This window comes from Sphingobacterium sp. ML3W (assembly GCF_029542085.1).
In the GTDB taxonomy this organism is placed as follows: Bacteria; Bacteroidota; Bacteroidia; order Sphingobacteriales; family Sphingobacteriaceae; genus Sphingobacterium.
Genome location: NZ_CP107036.1, coordinates 264,083 through 284,769 on the forward strand (window position 1 = coordinate 264,083; position 20,687 = coordinate 284,769).

Annotated in this window: 17 protein-coding genes; 12 read left to right on the forward strand and 5 right to left on the reverse strand. The window is 40.3% G+C overall.

The genetic code is table 11. The features are described from left to right. Window positions 1–12 precede the first annotated feature (12 nt). Genes OGI71_RS01155 through OGI71_RS01165 form a run of 3 tightly spaced genes read left to right on the forward strand, consistent with a single transcriptional unit; the run spans window position 13 to window position 3,344 of the window. Window positions 13–231: a DUF350 domain-containing protein gene (locus OGI71_RS01155; protein ID WP_120260664.1), complete on the forward strand. Its 219-nt coding sequence runs from the start codon at window positions 13–15 to the stop codon at window positions 229–231. Beyond that, window positions 224–1,738, forward strand: coding sequence for a polyamine aminopropyltransferase (locus OGI71_RS01160; RefSeq protein ID WP_282253474.1), 1,515 nt, complete (start codon window positions 224–226; stop codon window positions 1,736–1,738). The genes OGI71_RS01155 and OGI71_RS01160 overlap by 8 nt, the downstream gene beginning before the upstream one ends. Next, the gene (locus OGI71_RS01165) at window positions 1,716–3,344 is read left to right on the forward strand and encodes an NAD(P)/FAD-dependent oxidoreductase (protein ID WP_282253475.1); all 1,629 of its coding nucleotides are present in this window, start codon (window positions 1,716–1,718) and stop codon (window positions 3,342–3,344) included. Before OGI71_RS01160 ends, OGI71_RS01165 begins: the two co-directional genes overlap by 23 nt. A 101-nt stretch (window positions 3,345–3,445) precedes the next feature. Here OGI71_RS01165 and OGI71_RS01170 read toward each other — a convergent pair whose 3' ends face one another. Both OGI71_RS01170 and OGI71_RS01175 read right to left on the reverse strand, forming a co-directional pair. After that, window positions 3,446–4,348, reverse strand: a complete 903-nt coding sequence (locus OGI71_RS01170) for a flavin reductase family protein (protein ID WP_282253476.1) — start codon at window positions 4,346–4,348, stop codon at window positions 3,446–3,448. Between the two features lie 13 nt (window positions 4,349–4,361). Further along, window positions 4,362–5,336 carry a fumarylacetoacetate hydrolase family protein gene (locus OGI71_RS01175; RefSeq protein ID WP_282253477.1) on the reverse strand — a complete coding sequence of 325 codons (975 nt, stop codon included), beginning with the start codon at window positions 5,334–5,336 and terminating at the stop codon, window positions 4,362–4,364. 313 nt (window positions 5,337–5,649) lie between these two features. Here OGI71_RS01175 and OGI71_RS01180 point away from each other — a divergent pair, with 313 nt between their 5' ends. From OGI71_RS01180 to OGI71_RS01215, 8 genes are all read left to right on the forward strand, one after another. Next, window positions 5,650–6,807 (forward strand): homogentisate 1,2-dioxygenase, encoded by a 1,158-nt coding sequence (locus tag OGI71_RS01180; protein WP_282253478.1) that lies wholly within the window; start codon window positions 5,650–5,652, stop codon window positions 6,805–6,807. Between the two features lie 29 nt (window positions 6,808–6,836). Continuing rightward, entirely contained in the window at window positions 6,837–7,964 is a 1,128-nt protein-coding gene (gene hppD / locus OGI71_RS01185; protein ID WP_282253479.1) for a 4-hydroxyphenylpyruvate dioxygenase, read from the forward strand. Next, the gene (locus OGI71_RS01190; RefSeq protein WP_282253480.1) at window positions 7,936–9,204 is read left to right on the forward strand and encodes a Glu/Leu/Phe/Val dehydrogenase dimerization domain-containing protein; all 1,269 of its coding nucleotides are present in this window, start codon (window positions 7,936–7,938) and stop codon (window positions 9,202–9,204) included. Before hppD ends, OGI71_RS01190 begins: the two co-directional genes overlap by 29 nt. A gap of 789 nt (window positions 9,205–9,993) precedes the next feature. Further along, window positions 9,994–10,773: an N-formylglutamate amidohydrolase gene (locus OGI71_RS01195; protein ID WP_282253481.1), complete on the forward strand. Its 780-nt coding sequence runs from the start codon at window positions 9,994–9,996 to the stop codon at window positions 10,771–10,773. Beyond that, entirely contained in the window at window positions 10,763–12,595 is a 1,833-nt protein-coding gene (locus OGI71_RS01200) for a tyrosine/phenylalanine carboxypeptidase domain-containing protein (protein WP_282253482.1), read from the forward strand. Before OGI71_RS01195 ends, OGI71_RS01200 begins: the two co-directional genes overlap by 11 nt. 13 nt (window positions 12,596–12,608) lie before the next feature. After that, on the forward strand, window positions 12,609–13,622 hold the full coding sequence (locus tag OGI71_RS01205) for a glutathione synthase (RefSeq protein ID WP_282253483.1): 1,014 nt from the start codon (window positions 12,609–12,611) through the stop codon (window positions 13,620–13,622). Between the two features lie 243 nt (window positions 13,623–13,865). Beyond that, window positions 13,866–14,849 carry a lipoate--protein ligase gene (locus OGI71_RS01210; RefSeq protein WP_282253484.1) on the forward strand — a complete coding sequence of 328 codons (984 nt, stop codon included), beginning with the start codon at window positions 13,866–13,868 and terminating at the stop codon, window positions 14,847–14,849. Window positions 14,850–14,891: 42 nt separating this feature from the next. Then, window positions 14,892–15,659 (forward strand): methyltransferase domain-containing protein, encoded by a 768-nt coding sequence (locus OGI71_RS01215; protein WP_282253485.1) that lies wholly within the window; start codon window positions 14,892–14,894, stop codon window positions 15,657–15,659. 21 nt (window positions 15,660–15,680) lie between these two features. Here the strand turns inward: OGI71_RS01215 and ybaK are convergent, their stop codons facing one another. Further along, window positions 15,681–16,157, reverse strand: a complete 477-nt coding sequence (gene ybaK, locus OGI71_RS01220; RefSeq protein WP_282253486.1) for a Cys-tRNA(Pro) deacylase — start codon at window positions 16,155–16,157, stop codon at window positions 15,681–15,683. 11 nt (window positions 16,158–16,168) lie between these two features. Beyond that, window positions 16,169–17,827 carry a DNA polymerase/3'-5' exonuclease PolX gene (locus OGI71_RS01225; protein ID WP_282256118.1) on the reverse strand — a complete coding sequence of 553 codons (1,659 nt, stop codon included), beginning with the start codon at window positions 17,825–17,827 and terminating at the stop codon, window positions 16,169–16,171. Window positions 17,828–18,086: 259 nt separating this feature from the next. Here OGI71_RS01225 and OGI71_RS01230 point away from each other — a divergent pair, with 259 nt between their 5' ends. Continuing rightward, a complete protein-coding gene (locus OGI71_RS01230) occupies window positions 18,087–19,211 on the forward strand; it encodes a peptidoglycan bridge formation glycyltransferase FemA/FemB family protein (RefSeq protein ID WP_282253487.1) in 1,125 nt (374 codons plus the stop codon). A gap of 3 nt (window positions 19,212–19,214) precedes the next feature. On the opposite strand, the gene OGI71_RS01235 is transcribed toward OGI71_RS01230, so the two are convergent. Beyond that, window positions 19,215–20,471, reverse strand: a complete 1,257-nt coding sequence (locus tag OGI71_RS01235) for a hypothetical protein (protein WP_282253488.1) — start codon at window positions 20,469–20,471, stop codon at window positions 19,215–19,217. Between the last annotated feature and the right edge of the window lie 216 nt (window positions 20,472–20,687).

Consider the following 20,687-nt stretch of genomic DNA (forward strand, 5'->3'; position numbering starts at 1 on the left):
ATTAATATAAAAATGAATTACGAATTGTTTTATAAAGGAATTGCAGCATCATTGATTTATTCGCTTATTGGCATTGCTGTATTGTTATTGGCCTATTGGCTTATCGAGCGATTGACGCCGGAACAATCTTGGCAGGAGATCGTAAAGAACAAGAATATGGCTTTAGCGATTGTTTTTGCGGCTTTTATATTAGGCATATCGATTATAATAGCTGCGGCAATACATGGGTAAAAAGAGCAATCTGCCCATTTTTCTCTTATTTGCGGTATTTGTCATTGCAACTTGCGGGCTTATTTACGAGCTGGTTGCGGGTGCATTGGCGAGCTATTTATTGGGAGATTCAGTCAAGCAGTTTTCATTTATTATCGGTACCTACCTGTTCTCGATGGGGGTGGGATCTTTTTTAGCGAAGTACATCACCAAAAACCTTTTTGACCGATTTATTGATATTGAACTGTTGATCGGCGTCATTGGCGGTTGCAGTTCTGTCGTTTTATTTTTACTGTTTCAGCAGGTCGAACACTTTCAATTTGTACTCTATTTCTTTGTTTTTCTGACAGGCTGTCTCTGCGGTATGGAGATCCCCTTATTGATGAATATTCTAAAAGATAGGGTTCAGTTTAGGGACTTGGTTTCCAATGTATTTGCTTTTGATTATATCGGCGCATTGATCGCTTCGGTGCTGTTTCCTATCCTGCTGATTCCGCGGTTGGGCGTGATGGGAACATCACTGTTTTTTGGGATCATCAATATTTTGGTAGGCGTCTTTCTATCATTCTATCTCGCTAAAAGACTTAAAAATCCCAACTGGATTAAAGCCAAGTCAATAGTTTGTCTGGTATTGCTTTCGGTTGTGTTTTTTTATTCCGATGATTTGCTTAAATATTCCGAAAGTCAATTATATGGGAATAATATTGTCTATAAACATTCTACACCCTATCAACGTATTGTTCTGACGGAGAGCAAGGGTGAATATCAATTGTTTCTGAACAATAATTTACAGTTCAACACCAAAGATGAATATCGGTATCATGAGGTTTTGGTACATCCGGCGATGTCTATGGCCAAAGATGTATCGCATGTATTGGTGTTTGGCGGTGGAGACGGGCTTGCTGTCCGGGAGGTTCTTAAATATCCAGGTGTAAAAAAGGTTACATTGGTGGATTTGGACGAGGGTATGACCAAATTGTTCCAGACAAATGAATTACTAGTCAGTCACAACAAGGGCTCGCTGAATGACCCGAGAGTAAAGGTGATCAATCAGGATGCATTTATCTGGGCAAAATCTGCAAAGGAAAAATACGATGTCATGATTATAGATTTTCCGGATCCGTCAAACTATAGTCTTGGAAAATTATATACGACAAGTTTTTATCAAAGTCTACAACCTCTCATGACACCCTATACCATGGTGTCGGTACAGACAACTTCGCCTTATTTTGCACCCAAATCTTACTGGTGTATCCATGAGACAATCAGCACGGTTTTTCCAAATACTGTCGCCTATCATACCTATGTGCCATCCTTTGGCGAATGGGGATTCTGTCTATTTTCAGCAGATATGATACAACAATTTAAGCATGTTGCCCGACGGGTGGATAAGCTGCGGTATTACAATTATCATTTTAGAGAACTGACTGAGTTTCCGACCGACATGCGTGCGGATCATGTAGAAATAAACCGTTTGGACAATCAGATTTTAGTGCGGTATTTTGATGAAGAATGGAGTAAGATTTAATCCCTCGCGGCGTGGTTTTCTCAAGCTCGCATTCTTGGGGGCAATCGGCCTGCAGTTTGCTCAGGCCTGTAAGAAAAAGGTGAACCGTATTTTTTTGCGCCTGACGGGGACAGACCATATTTTGGGGCATCGTCTGCGATTCCAGGATTTCCCCAAATCTACAGCAGTGGTTGAAATACCCATTCTGATTCTTGGTGGTGGCGTAAGCGGACTATCAGCTGCCTATCGTTTGCAACAAAAGGGAATGAACGATTTTCTGCTTTTGGATATGGAGTCTGAAGTAGGGGGTAATGCGCGTCATGGCGAGAATGATTATAGCCGTTATCCGTTAGGAGCACATTATCTTCCTATTCCGAATGCTTCCAATAGGGAGCTGCTGCAGTTTTTGGAGGAATCGAAAATTATCATCGGCTGGACGAATGAAGGTGTTCCATTATTTGATGAGGAACAATTGTCCTTTGCTCCGCAGGAACGACTTTTTATCCATAACATCTGGCAGGGGGGTATTGTTCCCAGTTATGGGTTATCCCAACAGGAGACGACTGAAATAGATCGTTTTATGACACAGATGGGTCGGTTTAAGCAATTGAAAGGTAGCGATGGAAAGTACGTCTTTGATATCCCGATGCGCAATGCTTCGCAGTCGGCCGATCTCAAAAGATTAGATGTCCTGACGATGCGTTCATGGATGGAATCAGAGGGGTATAAGACGGAACCTGTGTTTAGTTATGTGAACTACTGTTGCCGTGACGACTATGGAACGGGTATCGCGGCCACTTCTGCTTTTGCTGCTATACATTACTTTGCGAGCCGAAAGCACGATTGGTCTGCCTACCAGGATCTGGTGCTCACCTGGCAGGAAGGGAATGGGCGATTGGTCAGCCATTTGAAGAAATATGCGGATGGTAGGGTATTGAATCAACATCTGGCTTATCAGATACATGTAGGGCAAGATGCTGTGGAAGTGTCCGTCTTCGATGATAAAACGAAATTGTCAAAGACCATTAAAACCCAGAAGGTGATCAATTGCTGCCCACAATTTGTCAATCAGTATCTGTTGCCAAACCGTACGGCATTGACGAAAAAATTTCATTATGCACCTTGGATCGTAGCGACGATTGTATTGCATCGTTTCCCTTTTGCAGATGGTGCGACACTTTCCTGGGAAAATATTATTTATAACGGAAAGGGATTGGGTTATGTGTATGATCAACACCAGAACCTAAATCAGTTGCAAAGCCCTTTTGTGATTACCTATTATCATAGTCTGGGAGATGGGGACCTCAATGGAAACCGGAAACAGCTATATCAGTGGACAGACCAGCAATGGAAAGAGTTTATTTTGGAAGATCTAGAGAAGGCGCATTATGGAATAGAAAATGAAGTCATTAGTATAGAAGTCTTTCGACACGGACATGGCATGATAAGCCCTGTCAGTGGTTTTCTATCAGACGAAGCGCGTACCGAACTGACAAGACCTATTGCTGATAAAGTCTATTTTGCACATTCTGATTTAAGTGGTATATCTATTTTTGAGGAAGCCTTTTATCAGGGAATCACCGTAGCCGATCAGGTTTTCGCTGACCTTGGTCAAAAAGAAGCATAGCTGTCGGTCTATGCTTCCGGATTTCTGTCGGGCTGCTATAGGTATTGCGTAGCCGATATTTTTATAGGTTGCTTATTTGTAGTATTATGCAACGAAACTTTTTATAGGCTTAATAGTACCTGCCATGCTTTGTCTAATTGCTCCGTATCCAATAATTGCGCAGCGTAAGCATGTACTTTTTGTGTTAATTGCGGTGAACCTTGTTGAAAATTCAGCCGGAGGTAGTTTAAATATTTATCCTCTTGGGTGGCTTGCTCTAGAACTGGTAAGGATTCGACATTAGCCAATAATCCGAGATGGTTTCCGGTAAGTACTTTGGAAAGGCGAATACTTTCGGGCAGCTGATCTACGCCAATACCCAGACTGCGGAGTGGTTTAGGAACAATAAAGAGATTTTCATTGGTTACACGGCAGTACCAGTCGCCGCCGAGACGAGCGACCAGATCTAGTTCCTCTTGTTTTATCGTATTGTTTTTGTGCAAGAGTTCTTTGTGCACATGCATATAGAGTACTTCTGCAATAACGAGATTTCCTGCGCCGGGTTCGTCGCTCAGGGCGATCACTTCTCTTACACGACATTCCAGTTGAACCGGAGATTCCGAGACCCGCGGTGGGCGAACATGTAATGATGGGATTGGTGTAAACCCAGATTTGTCAAATTCATTTACCTCCTTGCTGTACTCTGTACTGGCCAGTGACTGTTGCTGTACCATCGCATAGTTTACGATGTTGATGACGACCTCATTGACTTCCTGAATATTGTCCAGTGTATGCTTGGTACTGCCATCACGCATGCGACGCAAGGGTGAGAATACACATATTGGTGGTTGGTGTGACATCAGGTTGAAGTAGCTGAAAGGACTCAGGTTGACATTGCCCGCCACATCGATGGTACTCGCAAAACAGATGGGACGAGGTGCAATGGCATATTTGATTAAATTATCAATGATGGCTTTATCAGCAGAGGACTCAAAAGTGACTGTATCGAAAGAAGAAGAATTCATTTTTTGAATAGATTTATTGTTGGTATAATACTACGGAATTGGAAAGTTTGCCCAAGCCAGTTATTTCTAGCTCGACCTGATCGCCTACCTGTAGCCATTGATCCTGATGAGCGGGATTCTCCATGCGCCCAGTGCCGTTGAGTTCTAAAAAACATCCCGTTCCAACTGTTCCCGAACCGATCACATCACCCGGAAAGAGACGTACACCATAGGAAACGCGCTCGATAATTTCGGCAAATGTCCAGTGCATCGTAGCAAAATTACCGGAAGAAACCTGTTGACCATTCACTCGGCATGACATCTCGAGATTATATCGGTCACCAATATGATCTCCTGAAGAATTAATTTTATAAGGTTCCAATTCGTCCTTGGTGACTAACCATGGACCAATTGCCGTAGCAAAATCCTTTCCTTTGGCGGGCCCCAAGCTTAATTTCATCTCGTCCATCTGGAGTTTTCGTGCGCTAAAATCATTCATGATCATGTATCCGGCAATATATTTATCAGCCTCTGAGGCAGGGATATTTATACCTGTTTTATTGATTACGATGGCCACTTCAAGTTCAAAATCCAGTTGCTCAAGATGCAGTGGCATACATTGTATCGGGCCGGGACCTTGTATGGCCTGATGATTGGAGAAGTAAAAAACGGGAAATTCATCGAATTCCGGAATCATATCCAGTCCGCGGTTTCTTCTTGACGTCGCTACGTGCTGCCGAAAAGCATAGGCATCACGCACTGATGTCGGATGAGGTATCGGTGCAACAAGCTGACTATCTTGCAATAACTGGTAAGGTCTGGACATACGTCCCTCCAGCAATGCACTGTGATAATACACTAAATCGTTTATGGCTTCATCTCCACGGATCAAAAAATCAGCCATATCGGTCGGAAGGGAAAGGGCTATCTCCGAGCAGGTGTATACCCGGTCATTGATTATAATGCCTAATTCATGTTGGCCATTTTTCGTGCACGTAACAATTCTCATATCGGAATATTCTATTGGTTATTCAATCTTTGAATGCGACACAAATATATCGTATAAGTTTTGAAAAAAATATTTCTTCGCTTGAAAACAGAAAAATATTCTTACCTTTATTATAACATTATAAACTAGTAAAAATGATCAATCGTGGAATACATCGCTTTGCGTCATCCATACCCTATATTGCTTTTAATAGAGCAATTATAGCTGATATCATTTTTGCCCAATACTAATCCCCTCGAATTTTTTGCCAATCGATGCTATTGGCAACGTTGATATTCATTTATTTTTTATAACCGTTTTAAATCGTAGAATTATGCCATTTTATGTTAAACAAGGGCAAATTCCAACACAGCGACATACTGTCTTTAGAAAGCCCGATCATACGCTCTATGCTGAAGAATTGGTTTCTACCCATGGCTTTTCCAGTCTTTATTCGCTCGTGTATCATTGCCACCCGCCTACGTTGGTCAAACAGATCCGTGAACCCTATGATGTTACTCCAAAGATTGCCTGTGAAAAACATCTTAAACATACCAGTTTAAAAGGATTTCAGGTTAAGGCCAAAGATGATTATCTGGAAAGCCGCACACCTGTTCTGGTCAACCAGGATCTACACATTTCGCTGGCTGCCCCCCGTCAGTCCATGACGGATTATTTTTATAAAAATAGCCAGGCCGATGAGATTATTTTCGTGCACCATGGAACAGGGAAACTCAAGACAGGATACGGAAATATTTCTTTTCAGTATGGTGATTATCTGGTTGTCCCAAGGGGTACAATTTACCAGATGGAATTTGATCAGACTGACAACCGATTATTTATTGTTGAATCGTTTTCCCCGGTACGTACGCCAAAGCGGTATCGGAATGAATTTGGTCAGCTGATGGAGCATGCTCCCTTTTTTGAACGGGATATCCGTGTACCACAGGATCTGGAAACTTTTGACCAGCTTGGTGATTTTGAGGTGAAAATCAAGAAACAGGGATTGATTTATCCTTACATCTATGGAAGCCACCCTTTTGATTTTATTGGTTGGGATGGCTATCATTTCCCTTGGGCATTTTCCATTCATGACTTTATGCCAATTACCGGGAAATTGCATCAGCCACCACCTGTTCATCAGACTTTTGAGACCGATACCTTTGTGTTGTGTAGTTTTTGTCCACGTCTGTATGACTATCATCCAAAAGCTGTACCTGCGCCTTATAACCACAGCAATGTAGACTCGGATGAAGTGCTGTATTACGTGGATGGTGATTTTATGAGCCGGAAATCGGTTGAAAAAGGACAGATTACATTACACCCGGGCGGTATTCCGCATGGACCACACCCCGGTACGGTCGAAAAAAGTATTGGACAAGTTAAAACCGAGGAACTAGCGGTCATGATCGATCCTTTCCGTCCCCTGATGCTGACCGAAGAAGCGTTAAAAATTGAAGATCCCGATTACTTTAAATCCTGGATGAGTTAAATTAAATACGAATAACCTTTATATAAATTATGGCAAATACATTTGCAGAGAAGATTGCCCAAGCGCAAGATTTTCTACCTATTAATGGAACCGATTACATTGAATTTTATGTGGGGAATGCGAAGCAGGCCGCACATTATTACAAAACTGCCTTTGGTTTTCAGTCGGAGGCTTATGCAGGGCCAGAGACCGGTATTAGAGACCGTGCATCTTATGTCTTAAAGCAAGATAAAATACGGCTGGTACTGACCACAGCCCTTAAATCAGACCATCCTATTGCTGAGCATGTTAAAAAACATGGCGACGGTGTTAAAATATTGGCTTTATGGGTTGATGATGCCCGCAAATCATTTGAGGAGACGACCAAAAGGGGAGCAAAGGTTTATCAAGAACCGCAACTTCTCAAAGATGAACAAGGGGAGGTCTGGATTGCAGGGATATACACTTATGGAGAAACGGTGCACCTTTTTGTGGAGCGAAAGAACTACAATGGTTTATTTATGCCCGGATATGAAAAATGGGAAAGCGACTATAATCCAGCAGAGACCGGTTTGCTCTATGTAGATCATTGCGTAGGCAATGTAGGCTGGAATAAAATGAATGAAACAGTTCAATGGTATCAGGATGTGATGGGTTTTGTCAACATCCTGTCCTTTGATGATAAGCAGATCAATACCGAATATTCGGCATTGATGAGTAAGGTGATGAGTAATGGCAATGGCTATGTAAAATTTCCGATCAATGAACCGGCTGAGGGAAAAAAGAAATCTCAAATTGAGGAATATCTTGAATTCTATGAGGGCGAAGGTGTACAGCATGCGGCATTGGCAACAAAGGATATTGTAAGTACGGTGCGGGAACTTAAATCCAGAGGGGTTGAATTTCTAGGAGCTCCTCCCGAAGCATATTATGATATGCTACCAGAAAGGGTTGGAGCAATAGATGAGGAAATCCGGATTATCCAAGAACTGGGTATTTTGGTGGATCGTGACGAAGAGGGGTATCTTCTACAGATTTTTACCAAACCTGTAGAAGATAGACCTACCTTATTCTATGAGATTATTCAGCGAAAAGGTGCACAGAGTTTTGGCGCCGGCAATTTTAAGGCGCTTTTTGAAGCAATCGAACGTGAACAGGAACGCAGAGGTAATCTATAAGGATATGTTGGGTATGAAAGAATTATTGCGCGCATTTGAGCACAGAAGTCCAGAAATAGTATTTGAGTGGAAAGACAGTGAAACTGATGCCAAAGGATGGATTGTTATCAATTCGTTGCGGGGCGGTGCAGCGGGTGGAGGCACACGGATGCGTGCAGGCCTGGATCGGCATGAAGTAGAGTCCCTTGCCAAAACAATGGAAGTAAAGTTCACGGTTTCAGGCCCCGCTATTGGTGGTGCCAAATCTGGTATTGACTTTGATCCACATGACCCACGCAAAAATGAGGTTTTAGACCGTTGGTTTAAAGTGGTAACGCCGCTATTAAAAAATTACTATGGGACAGGAGGGGATCTTAATATCGATGAAATCCATGATGTCATTCCATTGACCGAAGAATATGGTCTATGGCATCCGCAGGAAGGCATCTTGAATGGACATTTTAAGGTAAATGAGAGCAACCGTATCCACCAAATAGGACAGTTGCGCTATGGAGTGTCCAAAGTGTTGGAAGATAATACCTACAGTCCGGATTTAAAGCGTAAATATAAGGTTGCAGATATGATAACAGGCTATGGGGTCGCCGAATCCATCCGTCATTATTATCATCTTTTTGGAAGCGACTGTATAGGAAAACGTGCAGTCATCCAAGGATGGGGGAATGTCGCAGCCGCAGCGGCTTTCTACCTCTCTAAGCTGGGGGTGAAAATTGTTGGAATTATTGATCGGGCTGGTGGTTTGATCAATCGTGAAGGTTTTAGCGAAGCAGAAATTACACAATTATTCCTGGATCGAAAGGGAAATGAGCTCAATTCACCGGATTTGATGTCATTTGAGCAGATTCAGAAGGAAATATGGAGGCTGAGGACGGATATCTTTGTCCCGGCAGCTGCATCACGTTTGGTTTCAAAAGATCAGATCCAACAGCTCATGGAAAACGGGCTTGAAGTCATTGCTTCTGGCGCAAATGTACCTTTTGCTGATCAGGAAATATTCTATGGTCCAGTGATGGAGTTTGCTGATCAGCATGTTGCGGTGATACCTGATTTTATCGCTAATTGTGGTATGGCAAGGGTATTTGCTTATCTAATGCAGCGAAATATAGAAATGAGTGATGATGCGATCTTTTCTGACGTTTCAAAGGTGATTTTTGAGGCTTTGAAAAAAATAAGGGATTCTTCCGCAGATCGTACACAGATATCTTCGAGAGCGTATGAAATCGCATTGAAACAATTGGTCTGATTCTTTTACGGGAGTCGTTAAACGAAAAACACTTGAAGCGGGGAACTTCAAGTGTTTTAACTAACCAATTATTAACCTAAATTTATGAATGCTTAAAACAGTACAATACCTGTGCCAAAACTTATTTACCTAAGATGAATAAATTGTCATTTTTTTGTTAACTTATAATTTCGCTCTTATTTTGGATAAATCGCTGAAGTCGTTAATTCTAAAAAGCTAATGCTCGATTGAATCCATCCTGGGTGGTGGATGTGTTAAAGGATGCAGATATACCAAGGGTTATTACCGTTTTATTTTTATAAACTGTTGATAAACAGAAACTCCTGAAGCGGGGAGCAACAGGAGTTTTCCTAACCAATTATTAACCTAAATTTATGAAAAGTACAAGTATAACGTGATGAGAATATAAAATGTTTCAACTATATTCACTTTTTTAGATTTTTTAACATTTTTTAGTATTTCTATATTGATTTTCAGTAAAATATTCTAATATTTATATTCTTTTCGTATTAGAAAATAAAAAACCTGTTAGCGGGGACTAACAGGTTTTTTATAAACTAACTAATTATTAACCTAAATTTATGAAACTAGTAAACAACTTTCAATAAGAATGCCAGGGCATAAACCAATCAGTCGGTTTAACGATTTTTAACGCTTTCTATGGCTAACACGTCGGTACTTCCTTGTACCGAGGCTTTAGTATTTTATTTTTCAAACCTTTTATCGCTTGTAAGCGTTTACTTATTCAGAGTAAGCAAATAATCATTAAAACTGTTTAATATAAAATACATGTCCTTATCCTATCTATATCAATTCGAAAATCAGAGAAGCCCTTTTTGGGCTTTTGCTATCCACGATGGTCATCATATCGATTCGGATTTAGAACCGTATTTGCATATTTCTCCCGAAGATCGCTTACGTGAGGAGGATCCATATACGGCAATTTTGGCAGAATTGCCCTTTAACCGCTTTGTTTGTGGCACATCGAGGTTTCAATTGGATTTAAATAGGAATAAGGAGGGAGCCATCTATCTGACGCCCGAACAGTCCTGGGGAATTCAGGTCTGGAGGACAGATTTACCACAACATATAAAAGATCAACTGTACGAATCTTATGACATGTTGTACCGCAAAATAACGCAGCAGATTCAAAACACCATTGACCGCTATGGTTATTTTGTTGTTTATGATATTCATAGTTATAATGCATTCCGAGATGGACCGTCGACTATGATCGACAAAGTAAACAATCCACAGATTAATATTGGAACAGCAAACAACCACAGCAAATGGCAGGAATTGACAAGCTCATTTATGGATGTACTTCGTACTGGTAATGATGGGCAGGCTTATGATGTACGTGAGAATGTTAAATTTAAGGGCGGCTTTTTGTCATCTTATTTAAATGAGCAATTCGGCGATAAGGGTTGTGTTTTCTCTATTGAGTTTCGCAAGGACTTTATGAATGAATGGACAGGAGAGGTCTACCCTCAAAAGTTACAGGAATATAAGCAACTTTTAATGCAAAGCATTGAGACCCTCGAATCTTATTTTGCCTATGAAAGATAATGCGAAGCAGCTAGCGGGTATTCTAAAAAAAATCAAGAATAAGGAGGTTTTTCATATTCAGATACCACCAAAAAATAAAATGGTATTCAATCAGGTGGTACCTTATTTATTTTTGTATCGACAGTTTTTTAGTCCAGATCCGATGCTAGCGGAATTGGTAAAATCCGAACCTGCATATTTTAAGGTGAAAGATCCGGAAATGAATGTATCGGACTGGATCGCACCAATACTTAATCAGTTCGTCGAAGAATTTGGTGCCTGTCTTATCATAGAAGCTTGGACCGCAAGCCAGGGACAAGAGGAAGATATTCAGATTCATATTGCCCGGAAAAATGTACAATCCATTGCACAATATCTCGGAAAGCAATTGGAGACGGAGGAATCTATTGCTAAAGTCGAAATTGTGACCGACTCAAAAACCAATGCGACACAGAGTCTCTCTCCGGCGAGCATACAATTGGATAAATTAAATAGCAATATCTTGTATATGGGATTAGAAATCAAACCGAAGTATCTGCTGGGGGCCAACCAGCAAATACTTCCCATTGATCTTCGCCATTTTCGTGAGGCTATATCCCGAAGTTTATCTAAAACATTTTTTGAGTTTATTCGCATACATACCTTGTCAAAACCAACATCATTTAAAATTAGTCATCCCAAAAAGATGCTCCCTTTGGCCTGGGAAATTGACCAGAAATTGGCACGCGAAAGTCAACGGTTTGATTTTCTGCTGTTGGTGACACCGACAAATTCCTACGACGCCTGGCTACAATTCAAAAAGGGGAATTATCGTAAGGTTCCTGTTTTTCATTATAGGCCCATGCCGATTGATCCCGATATTATTAAACGCAATCTCTATAATTTACATATTGAAGACCTTTATGACCCTTCCATCGCTTATTTGTTTCGGGATAAACGCAAAGAGCTTGATCAGATGATGAGCATGCTGAGCGAACGGGGAAAAGAGGGATTTTTACTCGGCAGCATGCAGGTGTTTGGTACCGTCAACGAAAAGCTGTTGGAAAAAGCGCAAGCCATATTAACAATTACAGCGACGGACAGAGAACATCGTACAAAGGAAGAGGATATCGTCTATGCAGAAGAGTTTGCGAAACTAGCACAGGAAGAACTGGATTATTTAAAAAGCCAGGATCCTAATTTTGGTACGACTGTACGGCTTCGGGATGATATCTATGGAGTGATGGTGAATCAAGGGGTCTTAAATATCAGTAAACAATATAGTCTACCCCGACATCGGGTACAGGCATTGATCCAGCATGAAGTTGGGACACATATCGTTACCTACTATAATGGCAAACAACAGCCCTTCAGTCTTTTTAGGTTAGGAGTTCCAGGGTATGAGAAGCTTCAGGAGGGGTTGGCTGTACTCGCCGAGTACTTGGTTGGTGGCTTGACGAATAATCGATTACGCATATTAGCCGGTAGGGTGGTAGCGGTATATCACATGCAACAGGGAAACACTTTTTTAGATACATTCGCGCTGTTGGTAGATAAATATCAGTTTCTGCCAGAAACGGCTTTTCAGATGACCATGCGTGTTTTTAGAAGCGGAGGGCTTACGAAAGATGCCTTATACCTCAGTGGTTTGATCGAATTGATAAATTATATAAAAAGTGGTCGGGATCTCACCTTGCTGACTATGGGCAAGATCAGGGAAGATTATATCCCAATAGTCGAAGAATTAATGCTTAAGGGTGTATTGAATGCACCGGTGTTAACACCCAAATACTTGACCTCACCCTATAAAGATGTATTAACCAACCTCAAGAAAAGTAAAGGAATATTTCAGATGATACAATAATTAACGACACTATATGAAGATAGCATTTGTTATTAATCAGACACATAAAGAAACTGAACGTTTCACAACAACCCTGCTCGCATTGAAGGCACATCAGCTAGGGCATGCAATTTATTACATCGGACTGGCCGATTTTTATTATGAATCTGCCCATATTGCCGCCCATGTGCGTGAGGTACTTCCTACACAACAGATTACCTCTGCAAAACAGTTGATGGAGGTGTTGAGAGCTACAGCAAAGACAAAAATGGAATTGGAGAAGATGGATGTGATTTGGCTTAGATTCGATCCTGTTTTGGATATGGTGAATAGACCCTGGGCAGCTTCATCCGCGCTGCAGTTCGCCTCCTTATTAAAAGAAAAAGGTGTACAGGTCATTAACGATCCAGATAGTTTGGGCCGGGCAAGTAATAAATTGTATCTCGAGGGGTTTGACGAGTCTATCCGACCCAAAACAATTGTAACCAGAAATTATGCTGATGTTGTCGAGTTTTTTGAGCAGCAAAATAAACTGATTATTTTAAAACCTTTAAAGGGGTCTGGTGGGAAAAATGTGTTTTTGATTAATAAAGATAATCAACAGAATCTAAAGCAAACGGTGGAGGCGATTGCCAGGGATGGCTATGTGATTGGACAGGAGTATCTGCCCGAAGCAGCTGCCGGTGATATCCGTTTTTTTCTGTTGAATGGTGAACCCGTCTCCATCAATGGAAAATATGCTGCTGTTCATCGTGTTCAGCAGGGGAATGAGATCCGGAGCAATGTACATCAAGGGGCAAAAACTCAAGCCGCGATAATCTCGCCGGAGCTGCTACTTATGGTTGATAAAATCAAAGACAAATTGATACAGGATGGAATGTATTTTGTTGGTTTGGATATCGTGGGCGATCGTATTATGGAAATTAATGTTTTTAGTCCGGGAGCTTTATGCCAAACAGAAGAGATTGTAAAAGAAGACTTTTCCGCATTGATTATCAAAAATCTTGAAGAAAAAATAGGATCTGCTAGAAATTCATCGGGTGTATAGTAAGGCGGTTATATGTAATTGGTTTTATAATAAGGGGGCAAAGATCAATAATTGAATGGGCTGTCTAAAAGCATTCATAATCCTGAAAACTATGTTGTTTTTAGCGTCATTTGAAATCTCTTGGCGGTAATTAGGATTGTTGTAATAGGAAACTGACAAAACGCGGGATTGATGAAAATTATGAGTTTGAGATGAATCAAGGCATTTAAATTCTTGTTAATTTTAAGAAAATATAAAAATACGATGTTTATTATTGATTCGCCTTCACATGATGCCTATTTCAATATTGCTTCTGAGGAATACCTGCTCACGAAATATCCTAAAGAACCCATTTTCTTATTGTACATGAATGATCCGTCAATTATTATCGGTAAATTTCAGAATACTTTGGCTGAAATTAACCTTGATTATGTAAATGATAATAAGATTAAGGTCGTTAGGAGAATGTCTGGCGGTGGTGCCGTATATCATGATTTAGGGAATCTCAATTTCTCCTTCCACACCCTATTGGGAAATCTCGATTTTATGGATTTTTCTACTTTCACGCAACCCATTGTTTCTGTTTTGAACAAATTGAATATTCCGGCAAAACTGGAGGGAAGAAATGACCTGTTGGTGGATGGAAAGAAGTTTAGTGGAAATGCTAAGCTCGCAAAAAATGGTAAAATGGTTCAGCACGGTACTATTTTAATTGATTCACAGATGCAGATTTTGAGTGATGCATTGAAGGTAAACCCGCTTAAATTTGTCGATAAAGCTGTCAAGTCCAACCGTGCCAGAGTAACAAATCTGATCGGTTATCTACCTCAGGGTTTTACAACGGTAAAATTTAAGGAACTCTTGATCGCAGAGATGCAGCGTGAAAATCCGGATGCGAAGGTCATTCATTTCTCTGCAACTGATATCCAGAATATCGAACATCTGGTGAAGGAAAAATATGAAACCTGGGACTGGAATTTCGGTTTCTCTCCGAATTATAATTTTAAAAAGGCAATCAAGATACCCGCCGGTTTTATAGAATTACATTTAGATGTACATAAAGGTTATATTGAGCATGCCAAGATTTTCGGGGATTTTTTTGCTTCTGAATCTATTCATGAACTGGAGCAACTATTGGTTGGAAAAAAACATCAATTGGAAGAAATCAGGCTGCTGTTGGAAGCCATAGATCTAACTTCGTATTTTGGAAAAGTTGATGTTGCTGAAATTTTGGAGCTATTTAAATAACAAATGTTCTATTATCCCATTGGGATTTAAATAAAAAATATTATGCCTTGGAATCCAGTTGTATATAATCAGTTTAAAGACATTCGTTTCAAACCCTTTTTTGATCTATCTGAATTAATAGCTTCTGAAGCAATGATGAAAGCAGTGGATCTCGGATGTGGAACCGGTGAGCAAACAGCTATTTTGAGCGATAAATTTCCACAAGCTACATTTCTCGGAATAGATGCATCTCCGGAAATGCTATCGATGAGTCGTAAACTTGAACATGAACACCTGAAATTTGAAAATAGTAGTGTTGAAAAATTTCTGAAGACAGCGGGTTCATGGGATTTGATATTCAGTAATGCGGCATTGCAATGGCTGGATGATCACCAAATGCTTTTTCCGCATCTCATTTCCAAATTGAGTAGCGGCGGACAATTGGCAATTCAGATGCCTTACCAGCCAGAAAATGTCTTAAATAAATTGCTATTTGAGCTGGCTGGTGAAGAACCTTACCGAAGTTATTTGGATGGTTGGAATAGGGCTTCATCGGTGCTAAGTATAGATGACTATGCACAGATTTTATTTCATGCAGGCTTGGAGGAATTGGATCTTTCGCTTCGTATATACCCAATTATTGCCGCGGAAGTGGATGTACTTTATAACTTTATTTCCGGATCGGCATTGATCCCTTATATTGAGCGATTGGACGAAGATAAAAGACCTGCTTTCATTGAGGCTTTTAAGATACGTATTAAACAGTATTTTTCCAGATTCCCCGCGATATATCCGTTTAAACGTATTTTGTTGTATGGACGAAAGAGCTGACATCGAGCGAGGATGTTTGTGTTAAATGCTGATCAAATCTGACCAGATCGCTTTGGTCATCGTTGCTAAATCGTTGGGATTTAATATCATTTGAAGGCCTCGTTTTCCCGCGCTCACAGAAATTTCTGTTTCCAATTGAGCTGCTTCCTCAATAAATGTTGGAAATAGTTTTTTCATGCCAATAGGTGAGCAGCCACCGCGGATATAGCCCGTTACAGCTAGGAGATCCTTCATAGGGAGCATTTCACAATTTTTATTACCTGATGCTTTAGCGATCTTTTTTAAGTCAAGTTGGGCATTTCCGGGAATTACAGCAACAATGTAAGGGTCTATATTTCCTTTCAATACTAAAGTCTTATAAAGTGTTTCAGGTAATAGACCCAATGACAAGGCAACATGTTCGGCACTGACATCATGATCATCCACCTCGTATTCTCTTAATTCATAGTTTACTTTTGCCGTATCCAACAAGCGGACTGCATTGGTTTTATGCGACATAATAAGCTTTATTAAGATCTACGATTGGAAAAATAGTTTGTAATATCTGTCAAGGAGTATGTATTCAGACAATTTTTTGCTTCCAGGCCACCTTTCTGTGCAACAAAAATACCATACTGCATGTCCAGTAGACCCTCAGTGCGATGCGCATCGGGGTTAATGGATAACAATACACCTTTTTCCACAGCATAGCGATGCCATCTCCAATCTAAATCTAGCCTTAAAGGATTTGCATTAATTTCAATGACGACCTTATTCGCGGCGCAGGCATCAATTATTTTTTTAAAGTCGAGTGGATAGCCCGATCTACTTAATAAAAGACGGCCCGTTGGATGTCCCAAAATTGTTGTATATGGGTTTTCAATTGCTTTAATCAATCTGGCGGTTGCTTTTTCCTCATCCATCTTTAAGTTGGAGTGAACAGAGGCGACAACAAAGTCAAATTGTGCTAGTACCTCATCGGGGTAGTCCAGTGATCCGTCGCTTAGAATATCGGATTCTATCCCTTTAAAGATTTTAAAAGGTGCTAGTTTTTCATTTAAGCTGGCAATTTCTTTCCATTGCTCTTCCAATCTTTCGATGGAAAGACCATTTGCATAAACAGCCGTTCTGGAGTGATCACATATTCCGAGATATTCGAGACCTAATGCATCTTTACAATAAAGAGCCATTTGCTCCAAGGTATGCACACCATCACTATAAGTTGAGTGGTTGTGCAATGTCCCTTTGAGATCTTTAAATTGGATTAATTGAGTTAAAGTATGGTTCTGGGCGCGTTCAATTTCGTCAAGACCCTCGCGCAATTCAGGTTCAATATAATCAAGCCTTAAGTTACGATAGATAGCTTCTTCACTGGAAAGTGAAGGTAAGTCAGGAAGAATATTGAATAAGAGATCCAAGTGTGCGGTCGATCCTGTACTGAGAATAAGGTCTCGATAAAAATCATTGATATTCGTACTGAAAACCTTGAATGTAAAACCTAATTCATCGGTAATTTCCAGTGAATTCTCTGTTTTCTCCACCAATGTATAATCACCTAGGAATTTCTCCACCGCTTCTATACTTTCGGAAATGAGTAGATCTACTGTGCTTAACACCTCGCATTTTCTTCTAAAATCTCCGGTAAAGGATAGGAGAGACGAGGGGAAATGTGTTTTTAAAATAGCGTAAAATGTATCAGCTTGGGACAATACTTTGGCGTATAGGAACCACCCCTGATTGGATATCGAAAATTCGATGGACTTCTTTATTTCTTCCTGCGTTTTTAAGCCAAATCCTTTAGCTTCAACTAGACGGTTTTCATTGCAGGCATACAGTAGTTCGCCTACACTTTCAATCCCAAGTTCTTGCCAGATAATCTGAACCTTTTTTGGACCAAGACCCTTTATGGTTAACATTTCAACAACTCCTGATGGAGTATTCGCCAATAGGACCTGGAGTTCCTTAAACGTTCCGGTTTGTGCGACCTCTTTCGCTTTTTCGGCGGTACTTTTTCCCATGCCTGGCTGTGCGCTCAATTCTTCAAGCGAGGCGTCATCGATACGAAAGGGCAATTTGTCCAATTTAAAAGATGCACTAGCCATAGCCTTTGTTCGGAATGGATTTTCGTTGTGAAGTTCCATTAATTGGCTACACAATTTAAAAATTTTAGAGATCGCTTTATTGTCCATCATTGTCGGTGAGTTGTTAGGCTACAAATATCCTAAATTTTGAGCCAAAATACCAACCAAGTCGATAATATAATGCCGTTAAATAATGTGAAAAAGATGATTTTTGTCGAAATCATTCACTGTTTTTTATAATTAACAACAAAGTGACAAATGACAGCCCGCGTAACCGGGTATTTTGGCTAAGTTTGCCGTTTTTGGGTGTTGAAATCGATAAGGTTTATCGTGTTTTCTGAAAATATCCGACAACAATAGGAATGTTATGATAGCAGATATAAATGACAAAGAAGTAAGTGGTCTCTACAAGACAGGTATTATTCAACAGACGGCCTATTGGTCTGCTGTGAAAAAGATGCAGGGGATAGAATCGAAGGCTTTTAATTTCAAATCGAAGCACTCTGATCTTTATATCGGAGTGGAAGACGATACCTATTTTGTAGGGGATCTATTGATTATTATTCAGGCAGTGGATCATGAGCATAGCATCGCGTATGTACCATATGGTCCTGAAATAGAACCATCAGAAGAAAATCAAGGGTCGTTTTTAGAGCAGCTTTCGGAGAGTTTACGTTCTTACTTGCCGCCCAATTGTATTATGATACGATATGATCTGTCCTGGGAATCCCATTGGGCAAAAGATGATGACTGTTATGACCTCTACGGCAATTGGTTAGGCGTTCCTGAAAAACGTATTCAGGAAATGCGCTTTAATTTTAATACTGAAAATTGGAATTTTCATAAAGCGAATACAGATATTCTTCCCTCTAATACCATTTTTATGAACCTTAGAAAAGAGAAAGATCTTCTGTTGGCCAATATGAAATCAAAGACGCGTTACAATATTCATTTGGCTGAAAGGAAAGGCGTAAAGGTTCGTTCTCTTGGTTTAGAGAGCCTGGAGATCTGGTATGAGTTATATCGGCAGACTGCGCTTCGTAATAATTTTTTCTTGCATGATATCAACTATTTCAAGATTGTACTATCTGCCAAGGCAAATGATACTTTGTCTCCAGCAGATGTTTACTTACTGGTTGCCGAGGTGGACAATCAACCTTTGGCTGCAATGTTTCTAGTAATTGCTGCAAATCGGGGAACCTATCTTTATGGTGCTTCTGCTTCCGAGAATCGCAATTATATGGCTACTTATGCCTTGCAATGGCGTGCCATGCAGATAGCAAAGGAGAAAGGCTGTGCGGAATATGATTTCTTTGGCGTATCACCCCAGGCAGATCCTTCACATCCATTATACGGACTTTATAGATTTAAAACGGGTTTTGGTGGTGAGATCTATCATCGAATGGGCTGTTGGGATTATCCATTAGATAATGAGAAGTATCGGTATTATGCCTCCATGGAGTTTAAAAATCAAAGTTATCATTTGAGTTAAGTGTTAAAATACTTCACCCAGGGTCAATCTTACCCCACGGTGATTGGTGCTGACACCATAATCTATGCCGATGTTGGTGCCCGAGTTCTTGTTAAATTTAATTCTGGCGCCAGCACCAGTACCGATGTTCCAGTCTGCAAACATGCTATTTTTTGGTCCGTTGACGGTTGTGAAATTTATAAAAGCCACAAAACCGAATAAACCATCGCTGCTGATGTCACAGCGGTACTCTGTTTCCAGATAATACAACGATTTGCCACGGAACCGACTTACGGGAAACCCTCTTCCGGAACTATTGTAAGGATCCCAACCCAAATTAGGTAAATCGAGGTAAGGTGCTTTGCTATTGAATACAGTCCAGAAAAAGCTACGCACAGCAATCATATTCTGCTTATTCGGATCCTGGGTCAAGCGATGGTATCTCCTGATTTCAAGGAATAAGGACTTCCAATTTTGATCGCTTCCCATGAAAACAGGGTTAAGGCGGAATTGTAGATTGGCATAGTTGCCAGACCAGGTATTAATAGAATTCGCACGTGTATCATAAATGAGATTGAGACTAAGGCCCGAAGAAACAGTATGATCTTTTAAATCCGTGCCATAAGGGTAGGAGGTATACTCGTCAAGTGGGATCGCACTCGTGGATTTGATATTCATGCGGTAATCCAGATCATAGCCAATGCCCATAAACAGTCCGCCGTGGATTCTTTTTAGCGCATGTTGATATAGTCTAAAATAAGTATAATCCAAATTGATCTGTTGGTCGCCGTGATGCTCTTTGCCTATTCCCCAAGTCTCATGTGGGTATTTTAATAGCCTGATATCACCATCGATAACCCAAGTATTATCTTTTAACCAGACATAGGAGCGGATGGGGAGGCCGAATCGCTTTCCAAAATTGGTGTATGGAGTGAAAGTAACTTTAGACATATAGGTACTTTTACGCTCACCAAGATAAAACCCTGCTGTGGTACTCGTAATTAAAGCGTGTCCTCCTCCTGGTACATTTGTCGAAAATGGCAGAAATGAAAAGTAAAACTTTTTTCCGGTACTATCGACAGATTGTGGTGGCTTAATCTTGAGAATATCTTTTCCGATATCGATCATGTCCCTTTGTTTACTTGTATCTGCGATATGCTCAGTGATTTCTATTTCATTGACAGGGCGCTGTGCATAGAGCTCAGATTGAAATATCACCAATAAAAATGTTAAAGTAGCAAGCTGATATAAAAAAAGATGCTGTCTGTCGTAGTGTGTCATGAACGCATGCAATCTAAGAGGAATTGTACAGAATTACAATATTGTAAAGAATATTTTATCTATTCTGTCGCGTTTTGGCTATAAAGGGAATAAGTTCAAATTTCATTCACCTAGAAAAAAATAGCGTTTACCGATTTTAATGTAATGTTAATCTAAATGTAATAGAATCAACACATCAGTTGTCTTAAATTTGAATCAGAAAATAAATAAGAAAAA

What these genes read in the sequence shown, in the direction of transcription:
- OGI71_RS01230 (WP_282253487.1), top strand. Translation starts at nt 18,087, where the DNA reads ATGATAGCAGATATAAATGACAAAGAAGTAAGTGGTCTCTACAAGACA.
- OGI71_RS01215 (WP_282253485.1), top strand. Translation starts at nt 14,892, where the DNA reads ATGCCTTGGAATCCAGTTGTATATAATCAGTTTAAAGACATTCGTTTC.
- OGI71_RS01205 (WP_282253483.1), top strand. Translation starts at nt 12,609, where the DNA reads ATGAAGATAGCATTTGTTATTAATCAGACACATAAAGAAACTGAACGT.
- OGI71_RS01160 (WP_282253474.1), top strand. Translation starts at nt 224, where the DNA reads ATGGGTAAAAAGAGCAATCTGCCCATTTTTCTCTTATTTGCGGTATTT.
- OGI71_RS01180 (WP_282253478.1), top strand. Translation starts at nt 5,650, where the DNA reads ATGCCATTTTATGTTAAACAAGGGCAAATTCCAACACAGCGACATACT.
- ybaK (WP_282253486.1), bottom strand. Translation starts at nt 16,157, where the DNA reads ATGTCGCATAAAACCAATGCAGTCCGCTTGTTGGATACGGCAAAAGTA.
- OGI71_RS01165 (WP_282253475.1), top strand. Translation starts at nt 1,716, where the DNA reads ATGAAGAATGGAGTAAGATTTAATCCCTCGCGGCGTGGTTTTCTCAAG.
- hppD (WP_282253479.1), top strand. Translation starts at nt 6,837, where the DNA reads ATGGCAAATACATTTGCAGAGAAGATTGCCCAAGCGCAAGATTTTCTA.
- OGI71_RS01155 (WP_120260664.1), top strand. Translation starts at nt 13, where the DNA reads ATGAATTACGAATTGTTTTATAAAGGAATTGCAGCATCATTGATTTAT.
- OGI71_RS01225 (WP_282256118.1), bottom strand. Translation starts at nt 17,827, where the DNA reads ATGGACAATAAAGCGATCTCTAAAATTTTTAAATTGTGTAGCCAATTA.
- OGI71_RS01195 (WP_282253481.1), top strand. Translation starts at nt 9,994, where the DNA reads ATGTCCTTATCCTATCTATATCAATTCGAAAATCAGAGAAGCCCTTTT.
- OGI71_RS01235 (WP_282253488.1), bottom strand. Translation starts at nt 20,471, where the DNA reads ATGACACACTACGACAGACAGCATCTTTTTTTATATCAGCTTGCTACT.
- OGI71_RS01210 (WP_282253484.1), top strand. Translation starts at nt 13,866, where the DNA reads ATGTTTATTATTGATTCGCCTTCACATGATGCCTATTTCAATATTGCT.
- OGI71_RS01175 (WP_282253477.1), bottom strand. Translation starts at nt 5,336, where the DNA reads ATGAGAATTGTTACGTGCACGAAAAATGGCCAACATGAATTAGGCATT.
- OGI71_RS01200 (WP_282253482.1), top strand. Translation starts at nt 10,763, where the DNA reads ATGAAAGATAATGCGAAGCAGCTAGCGGGTATTCTAAAAAAAATCAAG.
- OGI71_RS01170 (WP_282253476.1), bottom strand. Translation starts at nt 4,348, where the DNA reads ATGAATTCTTCTTCTTTCGATACAGTCACTTTTGAGTCCTCTGCTGAT.